The following is a 15,548-nucleotide window of genomic DNA, read 5'->3' as shown; positions in this document are numbered from 1 at the left end:
TCATGCCGGCGGCGTGATCGCCTGGTAGCCGACGCCACGCACGGTGCGAATGATCTGCGGGTTCTCGGCGTCGTCCTCGATCTTCGACCTGAGGCGCGTCATGTGGACGTTGACGAGCTTGGTGTCGCCGGGGTGGTGGTAGCCCCAGACCTTCTGCAGGAGCGTCTCGCGGGTGAAGACCTGTGCGGGGTCGCTGAGCAGGCAGGCCAGCAGGTCGAACTCCAGCGGCGTGAGCTCGAGCGGCTCGCCCTTGCGGGTCACGGTGTGGCCGGCCGGGTCGAGCACGATGTCGCCGAACACGAGCGGCTCGGCGAGCGTGTCCGACCGGCGCAGCCGGGCCCGGATGCGGGCGACGAGCTCGGTGTTCTTGAACGGCTTGGTGATGTAGTCGTCCGCGCCGGCCTCGAGGCCCGCGACGACGTCGGGGGTGTCCGACTTGGCCGTCAGCATGATGATCGGGACCGCCGACTTCTCACGGATCTGCCGGCACACGCTCATGCCGTCAAGACCCGGAAGCATCAGGTCGAGCAGGACCACGTCGGGCTTGAACTGGCCGAACGCCGCCATGACCCGGTCGCCCGAGCGGCACACCGCAGCCGTCAGGCCCTCGCCCTCGAGCACGATCGTGAGCATCTCGGCGAGCGAGGCGTCATCATCGACGACGAGCACGCGATCACGCTTCGTACGTCGATAGCTCATGCGGCCCTCTCCACCAAGAAACCCACCATACGGAGACGGCCGCATGAACCCAGCCACATGACTCGCTCGCTGCGCTCGCTCATGGGTGAATGATACGGAGCCGGGAACAGCAACGGGCGCCAGATGCGAACACCTGACGCCCGAAGCGGTATGTCGTGCGGTGACTCAGTAGCGGTAGAGGTCCGACTTGTAGGGACCTGCCACGTCGACACCGAGGTAGGCGGCCTGCTCCTTGGAGAGCTCGGTGAGCTCGACACCCAGGGCGTCGAGGTGCAGGCGGGCGACCTCTTCGTCGAGGTGCTTGGGCAGCACGTGGACACCCAGCTCGTACTGGCTGGCCTTGCTGAAGAGCTCGATCTGGGCCAGGACCTGGTTGGTGAACGAGTTCGACATCACGAACGACGGGTGACCCGTCGCGTTGCCGAGGTTGAGCAGACGGCCCTCGGACAGCACGATGATCTTCTTGCCGTCGGGGAAGATCCACTGGTGGACCTGCGGCTTGATCTCGTCCTTGACGATGCCGGGGATCTTGGCCAGGCCGGCCATGTTGATCTCGTTGTCGAAGTGGCCGATGTTGCCCACGATCGCCTGGTGCTTCATCTTCTCGAAGTGCTCGACCCGGATGATGTCGAAGTTGCCCGTCGTGGTGATGAAGATGTCGGCGGTCTCGACGACCGACTCGAGGCGCTTGACCTCGTAGCCGTCCATCGCGGCCTGCAGCGCGCAGATCGGGTCGATCTCGGTGACGATGACGCGAGCACCCTGGCCGCGCAGCGACTCCGCGGAGCCCTTGCCGACGTCGCCGTAGCCACAGACGACGGCGACCTTGCCGCCGATCATGACGTCGGTGGCGCGGTTGAGGCCGTCGATCAGCGAGTGGCGGCAGCCGTACTTGTTGTCGAACTTGCTCTTGGTGACCGAGTCGTTGACGTTGATCGCCGGGAAGAGCAGCGTGCCCTCACGGAAACGGTCGTAGAGGCGCAGGACACCGGTCGTGGTCTCCTCGGAGACGCCCTTGATGTCCTTGGAGATGTTGGTCCAGTGCTGCGGCTTGTTGGCGACGGAGCGGGCCAGCACGCGCAGCACCTCCTTGAACTCCTCGTTGTCGGTGCTGTCCTGCGACGGCACGGAACCGGTCTTCTCGTACTCGACGCCGAGGTGCAGCAGCATCGTGATGTCGCCACCGTCGTCGAGCAGGACATTGGGTCCGCCTTCGGCGAAGTCGAAGACCTTCTCGGCCTCGTCCCAGTACTCGGCGAGCGTCTCGCCCTTCCAGGCGAAGACGGGGGTGCCCTTGGGGTCCTCGACCGTGCCGTCACGGCCGACGACGACCGCGGCGGCGGCGTGGTCCTGGGTCGAGAAGATGTTGCAGGTCGCCCAGCGGACGTCGGCGCCGAGGTCCACGAGGGTCTCGATCAGCACGGCGGTCTGGATGGTCATGTGCAGGGAGCCGGCGATGCGGGCTCCGGCGAGCGGCTTGTCCTTGCCATAGCGCTCGCGCATGGCCATGAGTCCCGGCATCTCGTGCTCGGCGAGGTCGATTTCCTTGCGACCGTACTCCGCGAGGGACAGGTCTGCGACGTTGTAATCCATGGTCGACAGCGTACCGGCGGGTAGTCGTCCGCACCGAATCGACGGGCACATGTGAGCGAATCGACAGGGTACGACCCCGACTTTCGCAGTCCTGCGGACGGGCGTACGGTGTCCGAGGGACTGTGACGGGGGTCACGGTCTGACCGATCTTGGGGGTCACGTCCATGCCAGAACACACACCGCCCGGCAAGGGTCCACTGATCGGGGCGGGGGTGGCGCTGGCGGTTGCCATCGTCGTCCCGCTGCTCGTCTGGACGTACGCCAAGGCCGACCCCGAGCTGTGGGGCATCCCGTTCTTCTTCTGGTACCAGTTCCTGCTCGTGATCGGGTCGGTCGTGCTGACGTCGATCGCCTACCGGCTCGTCATCGGGCACGAGCGGCAGCGTCGGCTCGCTGAAGGCCGCACGAACGGGGACCAGCGATGAACGACGTCGATCCGGTGTCCCTCAGCATCTTCCTGTTCTTCTTCCTGCTCGTCACGGTCCTGGGCTTCCTCGCCGCGCGGTGGCGCAAGGCCGAGACGCTCGACAACCTCGACGAGTGGGGGCTCGGCGGACGCAGCTTCGGCACGTTCGTCGCCTGGTTCCTGATCGGCGGCGACATCTACACCGCGTACACGTTCATCGCGGTGCCGGCGCTGCTGTATGCCGGCAACGCCACGGGCTTCTTCGCCGTGCCCTACACGATCATCCTCTACCCGATCATCTTCATCTTCCTGCCGCGCCTCTGGTCGGTCTCGCACCGCCGGGCGTACGTCACGCCGGCCGACTTCGTGCAGGGCCGGTTCGACTCGCGTGGCCTGTCGCTCGCGATCGCGTTCACCGGCATCCTCGCGACGCTGCCCTACATCGCGCTCCAGCTCGTCGGCATCCAGGCGGTGCTCGACGTCATGGGCCTCGGCGGTGGCGAGGACGCCAGCTGGTTCCGCAAGGACATCCCGCTGTTCGTCGCGTTCGCGCTCCTGGCGGCCTACACGTACTCGTCAGGTCTGCGGGCTCCCGCGCTGATCGCGTTCGTCAAGGACACGCTGATCTACCTCGTCATCATCGTCGCGGTGATCTACCTCCCGACGCAGCTGGGCGGCTGGAGCGGCATCTTCGACTCGGCCGGCAAGGCTTTCGACTCGTTCAACAAGGACAGTGCCGATGCCATCGCCGCCGGCGAGGCCCGGCCCAAGGGGTTGATCCCCGGGCTCGGCGTCTCCCAGTGGGCATACGCGACGCTGTCGCTCGGCTCGGCGCTGGCGCTGTTCATGTACCCGCACTCGGTGACCGCGGTGCTGTCGACCAAGAACCGCAACATCATCCGGCGCAACGCGGCGCTGCTGCCGGCGTACTCGTTCCTGCTGGGCCTCCTGGCGCTGCTCGGCATCGCCGCCGTGGCCGCCGGGATCAAGGTCAAGAACCCGCAGCTGGCCATCCCGCAGCTGTTCGAGCAGGAGTTCTCGCCGTGGTTCGCCGGTGTCGCGTTCGCCGCGATCGTGATCGGCGCGTTCGTGCCGGCTGCGATCATGTCGATCGCCGCGGCCAACCTGTGGACCCGCAACATCTACAAGGCGTTCCTCAACCCGGGCGCTACGGATGCGCAGGAGGCCAAGCAGAGCAAGCTCGCCAGCCTGCTCGTGAAGTTCGGCGCGCTGCTGTTCGTGCTGGCGCTGCCCAAGGACTTCGCGATCAACCTGCAGCTGCTCGGCGGCATCTGGATCCTGCAGACGCTCCCGGCGATCGTCATCGGCCTCTACACGCGCTGGTTCCACCGGTACGCGTTGATCGCCGGCTGGGCGGTCGGCATGGTGTGGGGCACGATCGCGGCCTACAACACACCCGTCGTCGGCGACCCGGGATCGCACTTCGGTGGCTCGGTCGCTCCCCTCGAGGTGCTCGGCATCAACCTGAGCGACAACCTCATATACTTTGGGCTGACCGCGCTGGTGCTCAACCTGCTGGTCGCGGCCGTCGGCACGTTCGTGTGCCAGGCGCTCGGGATCGACGCCGGCACGGACGACACACACCCGACGGACTACCTGGCCGATGCCGGGGACCCCGAGGTCGTCGACCGGCTCGACCCGCTGTCCACCCCACCCGTCGACTAAGCCTCCGAGATTTGGATCCGTGTGCACCGCCCACGGCGCACCGGTGGTGCAGCGGGATCCAAATCTCGGGGGCCGTTCAGTGGCTGGGGGCGCTCGGGGCCTCGGGGCGCGCGTCCGGGACGTGGTCGGCGCGGAACACGTCGGGCTCGACGTAGACCTGCTGGGCCATCGGCTCGGCGGCGCGCACGTTGCGCTCGGCGGCGTCGATGACCTCGGCGATGCCCGCGCCGGTCGCATCGGACTCGATGCCGATCTTGACCGCGACGAGCAGCTCCTCGGGCGCGATGTGCAGCGTCTTCATGTGGATGATCTGGGTGACGCCGGGCGTCGACTCGATCGCCGTCCGCATCCGTGCGATGGCCTCCTTGCCGGCGGACTCGCCGATCAGCAGGCTCTTGACCTCGATGGCGAGCACGACGGCGACGACGATCAGCAGGACGCCGATGAAGCCCGTGCCCACCACGTCGAAGTAGGCGTTGTCGGTGATCAGGGACAGGCTCACCGCGAGGAATGCCGCCACGAGTCCGATCAGTGCGGCGAAGTCCTCGAGCAGGATGACCGGGAGCTCAGGCGACTTCGCCCGGCGGATGAACGACCACCAGCTCTGCTCTCCGCGCACCTTGTTGCCCTCGACGATCGCGGTGCGGAACGACAGTGACTCCAGGACGATCGCGATGCCCAGCACGACCAGCGGCACGAGGCGCCACTTGCTGTCGAGGCCGGCGTCGTGACCCTCATGGATCTCGTGCCACTTGTGGTACGCCTCGTAGAGCGCGAACAGCCCACCGACGCTGAACAGCACGATCGACACGACGAACGCGTAGATGTAGCGCTCGCGGCCGAAGCCGAACGGGTGCTCCTCGGTGGCCTCACGCTGCGATCGCTTGCCGCCGACGAGCAGCAGCACCTGGTTGCCGGAGTCGGCCAGCGAGTGAATCGACTCGGCCAGCATCGACGAGAAACCCGTCAGCAGGAATGCGATGAACTTGGTGATCGCGATGCCGGTGTTGGCCAGGAGCGCAGCGATGACCGCCTTGTTGCCGCCTTCAGTCGACACGAGTCAGATGCTCCGGGCCTCGTCGACGAGCATCACGGGGATGTCTCGCCGGACCGGGTAGGCCAGGGAGCAGGCGGTGCAGACGAGCTCGCTGGCCTCGTCGTCGACCGCCAGGGTGGCCCGGCACTGCGGGCAGACGAGGATCTCGAGCAGGGCGGGGTCAAGATTCATGTGGAGCAGCCTACCGACGGATCACCGCGAGGACTTCATCGCGCACGCGGGCCATGGTCTCCTCGTCGTCGCCCTCGACGTTGAGCCGCAGCAGCGGCTCGGTGTTGGACGCCCGCACGTTGAACCACCACTGGTCGCTCGTGATCGTCAGGCCGTCGAGCGTGTCCTGCGGCAGGTCGGCGTACGTCTTCGCGAGCTCCGCGAGGATGGCCGGGCCGTCGTCGACGGTGCTGTTGATCTCGCCGGAGGCGACGTAGCGCTCGTACTGCGCCATGAGCTCCGACACCGTGCCGTCGGTCTCCGCAAGCGCCGCCATGACGTGCAGGGCGGCGATCATGCCGGAGTCGGCGAGGAAGAAGTCCTTGAAGTAGAAGTGTCCCGAGTGCTCGCCGCCGAACACCGCGCCGGTGCGCGCCATCTCGGCCTTGATCAACGAGTGCCCCACCGGCGTACGCACAGCCGTGCCGCCGTTCTCGACGATGATCTCCGGTACGGCCTTGGAGGTGATGACGTTGTGCAGGATCGTCGCGCCCGGCGTCGTGAGCAGGGCCCGCGACGCGATGAGCGCCGTGATCGCGGATGGTGAGACGACGTCGCCGAGCTCGTCGACGACGAAGCAGCGGTCGGCGTCGCCGTCGAAGGCCAAGCCGATGTCGGCGCCGGTCTCGCGCACCTTGGCCTGCAAGTCGACCAGCGTGCTGTGGTCGAGCGGGTTGGCGTCGTGGTTGGGGAACGTGCCGTCGAGCTCGAAGTACATCGGCGTGAGCTCGACGTTGAGCGTCGCGAAGACCGACGGCACGGTGTGGCCGGCCATGCCGTTGCCGGCGTCGGCGACGACCGTGAGCCGCCGGCGATCGGGGATCGGCACGATCTGGTGCAGGTAGGTGGCGTAGCGGCTCAGCGCATCGAGCTCTTCGTACGTCCCGGTCGGCTCCGGCAGCTCGGTGCGGGCCAGGAACTCGGTGGCCTGCTCCGCGATCGCCGAGAGCCCGGTGTCGTAGCCGATCGGCTTGGCGCCGGCGCGGCACAGCTTGATGCCGTTGTAGGCCGCCGGGTTGTGGCTCGCGGTGATCATTGCGCCGGGCAGGTCGAGGTCGCCCGACGCGAAGTAGAGCAGGTCGGTCGACGCCAGGCCGATGCCGATGACGTTGCCGCCCTGCGCGCGTACGCCGTCGGAGAACGCCTCGACGAGCAGCGGCGACGTGTCACGCATGTCGTGGCCGATGACGGCGGTGCCGCCGCCGGCCACGCCGGTCTCGAGGGCGAACGCCTCGCCGAGGGCACGGGTCAGGGCAGGGTCGAGCTGTTCGGGCGAGCGGCCGCGTACGTCGTACGCCTTGACCACCTCCGCCAGACGGGGGTCGATCAAGATTCAGGCCTCACGAGTCGAAGGGCGGGTGGTCCATCAGGTGTGGGTGTCGGCGGACGGCCGGCCTCACGGACCGCATCGGCCAGCGCGAGCAGGTCGTCACGGGTGGGCTCGGCGGCAGCCGGGTCGGGGGCGAGCCGCAGCACGTTCCAGCCCTGCGGCGCCGACATGCGTTGGGAGTGCTCGGCGCACAGGTCGTAGGTGTGCGGTTCGGCGTATGTCGCCAACGGTCCGAGCACGGCCGTCTGGTCCGCATAGACATAGGTCAGCGTCGCCACTGCCGTCTGGGAGCACGCAGAACGCGTGCATCGTCTCACCGCACCCACGAGGCGAGGTTATCCCCCACGTCCGACACCGCGCGTTAGGCTCACCGCATGGATCACTTCGGCGGCGCCGTCAGCGGTCCACGCCCCGGCCGGATGCGTGACCGGCGAGGCCGTGGGCCCCGCGGGCCGATGGCCCTGCCCGGGCCCCTCTCGCCGCGCAGTGTCCCGGTCCACCGGCCCGCCCGGGCCGCGTTCGACCTGCTGGTCGGCGACGTGATCGCGGCGCTCGAGCCGCACTTCGCCGTCGAGGCCGATCACGTCCAGGTCGTGGTCGAGGAGGCGCCGCTGCTGCCCCCGGAGTGGACCGACGACGTCCCGCTCAGCATCGTCGCGCCCGACCCCGATGGTGCGCGCGTCGTGCTGTTCCGCATCCCGATCGCCCAGCGCTGCACGAGCAACGACGACCTCGAGGACCTCGTCTGGTCCGTCGTGCTCGACCGGCTCGCCGAGGTCTGGCACATGTCGCCCGACGACCTCGACCCGCGGCCCCGCTGACTCGTCCTAGGACGTCGGGCGCACCTGCGGACTGAGCACCGTCACGGGTGCCGTCGTGAGCGCCAGCGAGCTGATGCCGTCGCCCTTGACGTACGTCGCGGCGGCGACGACCTTGCCGTGCGGCGTGACGACGAAGTACGCCGCGTCGGGAGTCTCGAGCCTCGCCCACGTCGTGGTGCCGGCCTTGATCTTCACGGTGCTCGACGCGAGCCGGCGCATCGAGGCGTCGTACGCCTGGACGTCGACCGACGCCGCGCCGCGGGGCGCGGTCAGCATGAGCCGCGGGGCGCCGATCTTGGGCCCCACCTCGACGGGCACGATCGCCGGCCCCGACAACGCCGGGACCGCCTCGGCGTACGCGTAGTCCTTGTCGCCCGGCGCCATGCGCACCGAGGCGGAGATCGGCTGGTCCGACGTCAGCCGCAACGCCTGGGCGCCCGAGCCGGCGGACTTCGGCACCGTGACGGAGCGCGTGGTGCCGGCCGCGACCTTGAGCTGCTCGAGGCCCGACGGCGCGAACGTGTTCTTGGCGCCGATGACCTTGACGCTGACCCGGGCGGTGGACTGGCCGGGGTTGACCATCATGAGCGTGCGGCCCGACGCGCCCTGCACGAGTCCTCCGATGACCTGCGTACGTCGTGGGGACAGGGTCGCGGAGACCGGCTCGGTGCCGCTGAACACCGAGGTCGAGCTGTCGTTGACGACGGCTGACAGCGACCCGCGGCGCCGGTGGACGTGCATCGCGAGCTCGGCCTCGCCCGCCGCCAGCTCGTCGAGCCGGATTCTGCGGACTGACGACGGCTTGACGACGATGCCCTCGGAACCGACCGCGTCGATCTTGCCCTTGGGGCCCCAGAGCGACAGGTCGACGGCGGCTGGCGTGTCGGCCAGGTTGGTCAGGATCAACGTCGAGAAGTGCTTGCCGCCCGAGCCCAGGCCCATGAGCCAGGCGTCGTCGACGACACCGGGGCACGAGCCGACCACGAGTCCGCCGCCGCCCTTCTTGGGTGCCGTGCCGGCGAAGAACCCGACGGCGCCGGAGGCCCGGCCCCGTTGCTGCACCATGACGCCCTCGGCGTCGACGACGGACGTACGCCATGAGGAGGCGTCCTCGAGCTCGGTGTCACGGGCCCGACCGGGGAACGGGTTGGCGGTGGCACCGCTGCCGGGACGGACCTGACCCGAGGCCACCGTGATGACCGAGCCGGCCGGGCAGGCGTACGACGACTCGGTGACCGTCACTCGCGAGGGCGGGCGGGCCGACTCGGAGCTCGACGGCGCCACCAGGGCCAGCAGCACCATCGCGACGGCGGCGATGGGCAGGATCAGGATCTTCAGATCCTTCATGCCTTCACCTCCGCTTCTTCCTCGTCGTCCAGTGGTTCGGGCGCGGCGCGCCGGCGTACCGGGGCGGTCAGCACGATCGCCACGAGCCAGGCCAGGGCCTGCAACCCGATCAGCCCCCCATGCCACCAGGGCGGCGAAGCGGTGTCGTCATTCGGCTGCGGCGTGAGTGTCCACACCCGGGAACCGGGCTCGTCGCTGCCGGCCGGCGAGAGCCGCGGCGCGGCGTCGATGCGGCGGCTCACCTCGGCGTCGACGTGAGGCGCATAGATCGAGTCGATGCCCAGGTCGCCGAGCGCGTCGACGTCCGCAGTGGTCGCCTGCGCGAGGATGCGGCGCACGACGGCGGTCAGCCGGGCCGAGTCCGACGACGACGCCGTCACGGCCTCCTGACCCAGGAACGGCCCGTCGCCGGCGACGACGCGATAGTCCACGCCGTCGTCGATGCTGCCGGTCACGATCAAGGTGTCGCCGGGACGTTCGGCCAGGAACACCGGCACGACGTTGGCCCGGCCGTCGTCGATCGGGTCGGCGGAGCCCCGTGCGAGCCACCAGCCCGCGGTGCCGAGCGGCAGCACGAGAGCGACGACGACGGCGGACGCGAGTGCGGGTCGCGGCCACGACAGTGCGGCCGGGACAGCGAGGAGGACCGCGGTCAGCAGGCCGCCGATCCACACGACGGTCGGGATGCCGACCCACGGCGTGATGTCTGCCGGGCCCGCGTGGGTCGAATAGTCGACCAGCGTGCCGGCCAGCGCTGCGGCGAGGCCGAGCAGGGCGACGAGCCATGAGAGCAGGACGCCGGTGCGGGTGCGACGGGGCACCAACGCGACGAGCGCCAGGACGAGCACCCCCACGGTGAGCCACTCGGGAGCCGCACCGGGACCGCCGGCACGGCCGAGCACGACGTCGCGCACCGTGGCCGAGCCGGGCACGGGATAGCCGGCCTCCCACCACGCCCGCCACGGTCGGAGCGCACGCTGCGCCAGCCACGGTCCAAGCAGGATCAGTGGTACGACGGCGGCGACGACGAGCTGCTTGCGGACCCAGCGGCCCTCGGCGTACCAGAGGATCAGGAGCCCGCCGAGACTCATCGGCAGCACGATCGGAGCGAACGCTGAGGCGAACGCGATCCAGATGCCGAGGCGCAGGGCCAGCTGCCAGCCCGGGTTCTCGGCCAGCTGCCAGGCCGTGTTGGCGAGGATCGGCAGGACGATGAGCGCGACGACGGTGCCGAGCCGGCCCTGGCTCACGGCTCCGGTCGCGACGACGCACAGCGCGTACGACACGGCCCAGACCATGCGGGGTACGCGGTGCGAGCTGATCTGCCGGCCGAAACGGTGCGCCGTCAGCGCGGCCAGCGGCACCGAGAACACCATCGCGAGCGTGATCAGGAGACCGGGATGGAACCACACCGGCGTCGAGAGCACGGCCAGCGGAAGTGCGAAGACCGGCGGCATCGTGTCGCTGGGCAGCCCCACGTCGTTCGAGCCACCGAACAGCAGGCCCCACCAGCCGGCGGACGATCCCGGAGCGGGCAGCAGCGCGCCGCCGTGGAGACCGCCGCCGAAGAGACCACGACCGGCGATCACCGAGAGTGCGATCAGCACCAGCACGACCGCCAGCCACGGGCGGCGCTGCAGCAACGACGGGCCGTCGTCGAGATCCTCTGCCTCGTCGGGTGCCTGGTCGAGCGTCGTCGAGCGGCGACCGACGGTCTCCACCGCCTCGGGCTTGATCAGCGCGGTCGCGGTGTCGCGCACCATGTCGAAGCCGTGCTGGTACGGCAGCCAGAACGGTGCGAGCAGGTGTCGGATAGCGCGGTGCGGGCGCTTGGCGGTCGCCCGCCTCCGCCGTCTGGCCTTGATGAGCTTGAACGGGTGGACGTAGACCGAGCGCAGCGCGAGGAGCTCGTCGCTCGCCGCCTCCGGGTCCTTGCCGATCAGCAGGCCGATGACGCGCAGGAGCGACCCGCAGAACAGCCGGACGTACTGCCACAGGAAGCGTGGCATCGGGGTGTTGGCCAGCAGCGTGTAGATCGCGGCCCGGCGCTCCTCCCAGTGCGGCACGTCGCCGGCGGTACGCGTACGGGTGCCGCGTCGGCTCGACTCGGCGTGGAACACCACGGCGGTCGGCGCGGTCCTCGTCCGATAGCCGGCTCGGGCGATGCGCCAGCCCAGGTCGATGTCGTCGAAGAACAGCGGGAGGTTGGGGTCGAGCCCGTTGAGCTCGTCCCACACGTCGCGGCGGATCAGCATCCCCGCGGTGTTGACGGCGAGGACGTCGCGGGGCCGGTCGTGCTGCCCGGCGTCGGGCTCACCGGTCTCGAGACCGGTCTCGCGCGAGCCCGTGGCGGTGACCGTCAGGCCGACCTCGAGGAGGCGGCGCAGCGACGGCCACTCGCGGATCTTGGGGCCGACGGCTGCGATGTCGGGCGCCGAGGTCGCGGTGTCGAGCAGGCCCGACAACGTGCCCGGCAGCACCGACGAGTCGTCGTGCAGCAGCCAGATCCAGTCGGTGCGGGGCATCGACTCGAGTCCCAGGCGGACGGCCTCACCGAACCCGGTGCCGGACGGGGCGTACGTGATGCGCTCGGCGCCGAACGAGTCGCGCAACAGGTCGGCGCTGCCGTCCGTCGAGCTGACGTCGACGACCCGCCACGTGGTCGGCGCATAGAACATGTGGGCGAAGGAAGCCAGGACCTTGGGCAGCCAGCTCGCACCGTTGTGAGCCACGAGGATGGCGCCCACAGTGGGCGGATCGTCGAGCCAATGGCGCGTCGTACTGGTCTCGTCCACGTAGAGCGACTCTAGTGGACGAGGGAAACGAGCGTTTCTAAGCCCGCTTCTTCAGCTTGCGACGTTCACGCTCGGACAGACCGCCCCAGATGCCGAACCGCTCATCATGTGCCAGGGCGTACTCGAGGCACTCTCCACGGACGTCGCACGTCAGGCACACTCGCTTGGCCTCACGTGTGGATCCGCCCTTCTCAGGGAAGAACGCCTCGGGGTCCGTCTGAGCGCAAAGGGCGCGCTCTTGCCACATGAGTTCTTCATCGAGCTCTTGCGGCAGACCCAGATCGAATGACATACATGGAATTACAGTCCTGTCACCTGTCACAAGTCAAGCCGAATGGCAAGATTCATGAAATCCCCGGCGTGTCGCCCCCGTGCCGGACGTCCGATAGGGCAAGAGAGAATGATCGAATGCGCATTCTGCTCGTCGTCGGCGCCGACGGCGCACCCTTCGCCCACGAGCTCGGTGAGCTCCTCGAGCCCGGTGACGAGCTCACGGTGGTCGCCCCGACCGTACGTGGCCACGTCGCCGCCGGCCTGCAGGCGAGCCCTGACCTCGACGGCCTCCTGACCCCCGCGACCCCCGCGACGTACGCCGTCGCCGACGCGCTCGAGGCAGTCGGCTACACACCCACGTGGCAACGGGCCGGCGACCAGGCCGTGGCGGTGCGGCTGGTCCGCACCGAGCTCGTCGCGACGGGAACCGCCCTCACGGATGCGACGCTCGCGGCGGGCATCCGCGCCGCGCTCCCCTACAGGCTGCTGCCCATGTGCGAGGACCGAGCCGAGTTCCGCGTCGTCGTCGGCTCTGACGAACCGCGAGCGATCCCGGTCGACGAGTACCTCGCCGATCCTTCGGCCCACAGAGTCACGCAGCTGCTCCTGATCGCCGATCAGATCTCGGTCTCCCCCGCCGTCTCGTCGGCCGTGCTCGGCTGCGACGTCCTGGTGCTCGGGCCCTCGAGCCGCACGCTGGCGATCGACCCGGTCCTGCGTACGCCCGGCTTCCGCGACCTGGTCGGCGACGACCTGCCGGTGCTGGTCGTCGACCACGAGGACTCCGCGCCAGCTGAGCTCGTACGTGTCGCCGGCCTGCGGGAGCCCGATCCTGGCCGGCCCGAGCCCGTGCCGGCCGACGCCGCCACCGTGCTCGACCGCGCGCGCAAGGTCGCGGCATGAGGACGCTCGACCAGCCGCTCCGATCAGCGGCCGACCCCTCGCAGCCGCTCGTGACCTACTACGACATGGCCACCGGCGAACGCGTCGAGCTCAGCACGACCACGACCGCGAACTGGGTCGCCAAGACCAGCAACTTCCTCGTCGACGACCTCGACGCGGCGCCGGGCAGCCGTGTCCGCATCGGGCTGCCGAGCCACTGGCTGACCACGGTCTGGATCCTGTCGGCGTGGAACGTCGGCGCGGCCGTCGTCGACAGCTCCGCCGACATCGGGCTGAGCGGTCCTGACCTCGTCGCCGACGAGCCCGTACGTGTTGCGGCTTCGCTGCGTCCGCTGGGCGGCCGGTTCCCCGAGGCGCCGGCCGGCTTCCTCGACCTGGGCGCCGAGGTGCCGGGGCACGGCGACCACTTCGTCGCCCTCGACCCGCCGGAACCCTCGACCTTGGCACTCGACCTCGACGGCACCGCTCTCACGCACGCCGAACTGCTAGACGCCGCCGCTCCTGACGGCGTACGTCGGCTCGTCACTCCTGGCGACGTCCGGCGCGACGCCGAGCTGATCGTCGCCGCGTGCCTGGGTGGCGGCTCCTTGGTGATCGTGTCATCCGCCACACCGGAGCAGATCTCACGCGTGAGCGCGCAGGAGGGCGCCGAGCCCGGGTAGGCCGATCCATTACACTCAACGATGCCTCGACGGCAGACGTCAGGCGCCCCCGAATGTCTGAACAGTAGGGACACCACACGGATGACAATCGCCGAGGACGCGGCGCGCCTGGGCCTGCACAAGGTCGGCGGCCGCCCCCCGCTTCGCGACTACGTCGCTGACGTCTGGAAGCGCCGGGCGTTCATCTACTCGATGTCGCGATTCAAGATCGAGTCGGAGAACCAGCAGAACTCGCTCGGCATGTTCTGGGTCATCCTCAAGCCGCTGCTCAACGCGCTGGTCTACGGGATGATCTTCGGCTTCCTGCTCCCCAGCGACACGCGCCCGCCGCACTTCGTCGAGTTCCTCATCATCGGCGTGTTCATCTTCGAGTTCTTCTCCCAGTCGTGGACCGCCGGCGGCAAGGCCATCACCAACAACGCGGCGCTCGTGCAGAGCCTGGCGTTCCCGCGCATGGTGCTGCCACTGGCCGCCGTCACGCAACGGTTCCTGCAGTTCCTGCCCACGGTCGGCATCATGCTGGCGTTCTTGATGATCGCCGGCAACGCTCCGCAGCTCCACTGGATCCTGATCATCCCGATCTTCGCGCTCTACTACGTCTTCAACTGCGGGCTCGCCCTCGTCACGGCCCGCCTGGCCGCGCACTGGCGCGACGTCAACAACTTCCTGCCGTTCCTGACCCGGTTCTTCTTCTACACGACCGGCATTTTCTTCAGCGTCGAGGAGCGGTTCGGTCCCCACAAGGCCACCGCGAGCAAGGAAGCCACCGAAGGCCACCCCACGATCATCACGATCAGCCACTTCCAGCCGGTCCACGAGTTCCTGAGCCTCGCCCGCTCGGCCCTCCTGCCCGGCAACTCCTACACGATCGACGAGCGCTACTGGCTCTACGCGAGCGTCTGGTCGATCGGCCTGTTCGTCTTCGGGGTCTGGTTCTTCTGGCGCGCCGAGGAAAGGTATGGCCGTGTCGACTGACGAGACCCAGGTCCAGGCTCCCCAGCCGCCCACCGACCGCAAGCCCGTTGTCGTCGTCGACGACGTGCACGTGGAGTACAAGGTGTTCGCCACCGGCAAGCGGCCCACCGCGGCCGACCGTCGCTCCAACGTCCTGAAGGGCCGCGGCAAGCAGATGCGTACGGTCCACGCGCTCAAGGGCGTGTCGTTCACGGCGTACGAGCAGGACAGCATCGGCGTCATCGGCACCAACGGCTCCGGCAAGTCGACCCTCATGCGAGCCATCGTCGGCCTCACGCCGACCAGCCGTGGCGCGATCTACGCGACCTCGCGGCCCAGCCTGCTGGGCGTCGGCGCTGCCCTCATGAAGGACCTGTCGGGCGAGCGCAACATCATCCTCGGCGGCCTGGCGATGGGCTTCACCCGCGACGAGATCGCCGCCAACTACGACGACATCGTGAAGTTCTCGGGCCTCGAGAAGTTCATCGACCTGCCGATGCGGGCCTACTCCTCAGGCATGACGGCGCGGCTGAAGTTCGCCCTCGCCAGCGTCCAGACCCACGACATCCTGATCGTCGACGAGGCGCTCGCGGTCGGTGACCGTCGGTTCCGCGCCCGCAGCGAGGCGCGCATCCGCGAGATCCGCGACAACGCCGGCACGGTCTTCCTCGTGAGTCACTCGATGCAGTCGATCAAGGACACCTGCAGCCGGGTCATCTGGCTCGACCAGGGCACGCTCGTCATGGACGGCGAGCCCGACGAGGTCATCAACGCGTACGACACCGCGCAGGACCAGCAGCCGTAGGTCGCTC

Annotated in this window: 16 protein-coding genes; 7 read left to right on the top strand and 9 right to left on the bottom strand. The window is 69.0% G+C overall.

Going from position 1 to position 15,548, the window contains the following annotated elements; all coding sequences use genetic code 11:
- Together mtrA and ahcY are read right to left on the bottom strand one after the other, a co-directional pair.
- On the bottom strand, positions 1-699 hold the full coding sequence (gene mtrA / locus BOSE46_RS10685; protein WP_159540227.1) for an MtrAB system response regulator MtrA: 699 nt from the start codon (positions 697-699) through the stop codon (positions 1-3).
- Positions 700-864: 165 nt separating this feature from the next.
- The gene (ahcY, locus tag BOSE46_RS10680) at positions 865-2,292 is read right to left on the bottom strand and encodes an adenosylhomocysteinase (RefSeq protein ID WP_159540226.1); all 1,428 of its coding nucleotides are present in this window, start codon (positions 2,290-2,292) and stop codon (positions 865-867) included.
- 164 nt (positions 2,293-2,456) lie between these two features.
- Here ahcY and BOSE46_RS10675 point away from each other — a divergent pair, with 164 nt between their 5' ends.
- Positions 2,457-2,717 (top strand): DUF3311 domain-containing protein, encoded by a 261-nt coding sequence (locus BOSE46_RS10675; RefSeq protein WP_159540225.1) that lies wholly within the window; start codon positions 2,457-2,459, stop codon positions 2,715-2,717.
- Positions 2,714-4,384: a monocarboxylate uptake permease MctP gene (mctP, locus tag BOSE46_RS10670; protein ID WP_159540224.1), complete on the top strand. Its 1,671-nt coding sequence runs from the start codon at positions 2,714-2,716 to the stop codon at positions 4,382-4,384. The genes BOSE46_RS10675 and mctP overlap by 4 nt, the downstream gene beginning before the upstream one ends.
- Positions 4,385-4,460: 76 nt before the next feature.
- Here mctP and BOSE46_RS10665 read toward each other — a convergent pair whose 3' ends face one another.
- From BOSE46_RS10665 to BOSE46_RS10650, 4 genes are read right to left on the bottom strand one after another with little or no spacing between them, the layout of a single operon-like run.
- A complete protein-coding gene (locus BOSE46_RS10665; RefSeq protein WP_159540223.1) occupies positions 4,461-5,441 on the bottom strand; it encodes a cation diffusion facilitator family transporter in 981 nt (326 codons plus the stop codon).
- 3 nt (positions 5,442-5,444) lie between these two features.
- A complete protein-coding gene (locus BOSE46_RS10660; RefSeq protein ID WP_159540222.1) occupies positions 5,445-5,612 on the bottom strand; it encodes a Trm112 family protein in 168 nt (55 codons plus the stop codon).
- A gap of 10 nt (positions 5,613-5,622) precedes the next feature.
- Positions 5,623-6,981 (bottom strand): phosphomannomutase/phosphoglucomutase, encoded by a 1,359-nt coding sequence (locus tag BOSE46_RS10655; RefSeq protein WP_201299605.1) that lies wholly within the window; start codon positions 6,979-6,981, stop codon positions 5,623-5,625.
- Positions 6,978-7,298, bottom strand: coding sequence for a DUF3499 domain-containing protein (locus BOSE46_RS10650; protein ID WP_371415523.1), 321 nt, complete (start codon positions 7,296-7,298; stop codon positions 6,978-6,980). The genes BOSE46_RS10655 and BOSE46_RS10650 overlap by 4 nt, the downstream gene beginning before the upstream one ends.
- 57 nt (positions 7,299-7,355) lie before the next feature.
- Here BOSE46_RS10650 and BOSE46_RS10645 point away from each other — a divergent pair, with 57 nt between their 5' ends.
- The gene (locus tag BOSE46_RS10645; protein WP_159540220.1) at positions 7,356-7,802 is read left to right on the top strand and encodes a metallopeptidase family protein; all 447 of its coding nucleotides are present in this window, start codon (positions 7,356-7,358) and stop codon (positions 7,800-7,802) included.
- A 6-nt stretch (positions 7,803-7,808) separates the two neighbouring features.
- Here BOSE46_RS10645 and BOSE46_RS10640 read toward each other — a convergent pair whose 3' ends face one another.
- Genes BOSE46_RS10640 through BOSE46_RS10630 form a run of 3 tightly spaced genes read right to left on the bottom strand, consistent with a single transcriptional unit; the run spans position 7,809 to position 12,236 of the window.
- A complete protein-coding gene (locus BOSE46_RS10640) occupies positions 7,809-9,149 on the bottom strand; it encodes a DUF5719 family protein (RefSeq protein WP_159540219.1) in 1,341 nt (446 codons plus the stop codon).
- Positions 9,146-11,944: a glycosyltransferase gene (locus BOSE46_RS10635; RefSeq protein WP_159540218.1), complete on the bottom strand. Its 2,799-nt coding sequence runs from the start codon at positions 11,942-11,944 to the stop codon at positions 9,146-9,148. Before BOSE46_RS10635 ends, BOSE46_RS10640 begins: the two co-directional genes overlap by 4 nt.
- 37 nt (positions 11,945-11,981) lie before the next feature.
- Entirely contained in the window at positions 11,982-12,236 is a 255-nt protein-coding gene (locus BOSE46_RS10630; protein ID WP_056212467.1) for a WhiB family transcriptional regulator, read from the bottom strand.
- 116 nt (positions 12,237-12,352) lie between these two features.
- On the opposite strand from BOSE46_RS10630, the gene BOSE46_RS10625 reads away from it, so the two are divergent.
- The 4 genes from BOSE46_RS10625 to BOSE46_RS10610 all read left to right on the top strand — a co-directional run bounded on the left by BOSE46_RS10625 (position 12,353) and on the right by BOSE46_RS10610 (position 15,541).
- Positions 12,353-13,120, top strand: a complete 768-nt coding sequence (locus BOSE46_RS10625) for a 2-phospho-L-lactate transferase CofD family protein (protein ID WP_159540217.1) — start codon at positions 12,353-12,355, stop codon at positions 13,118-13,120.
- Complete coding sequence (locus BOSE46_RS10620; RefSeq protein ID WP_159540216.1) at positions 13,117-13,782, top strand: TIGR03089 family protein; 666 nt, start codon at positions 13,117-13,119, stop codon at positions 13,780-13,782. The genes BOSE46_RS10625 and BOSE46_RS10620 overlap by 4 nt, the downstream gene beginning before the upstream one ends.
- A gap of 81 nt (positions 13,783-13,863) precedes the next feature.
- Complete coding sequence (locus BOSE46_RS10615) at positions 13,864-14,757, top strand: ABC transporter permease (RefSeq protein ID WP_159540215.1); 894 nt, start codon at positions 13,864-13,866, stop codon at positions 14,755-14,757.
- Positions 14,741-15,541 carry an ABC transporter ATP-binding protein gene (locus tag BOSE46_RS10610; RefSeq protein ID WP_159540214.1) on the top strand — a complete coding sequence of 267 codons (801 nt, stop codon included), beginning with the start codon at positions 14,741-14,743 and terminating at the stop codon, positions 15,539-15,541. Before BOSE46_RS10615 ends, BOSE46_RS10610 begins: the two co-directional genes overlap by 17 nt.
- The last annotated feature ends 7 nt before the right edge of the window (positions 15,542-15,548 follow it).

Source organism: Aeromicrobium sp. 9AM (assembly GCF_902506105.1).
GTDB lineage: Bacteria > Actinomycetota > Actinomycetes > Propionibacteriales > Nocardioidaceae > Aeromicrobium.
The sequence above is the reverse complement of the archived record's forward strand: the minus strand, read 5'-3'. Positions and strand labels throughout refer to the sequence as shown.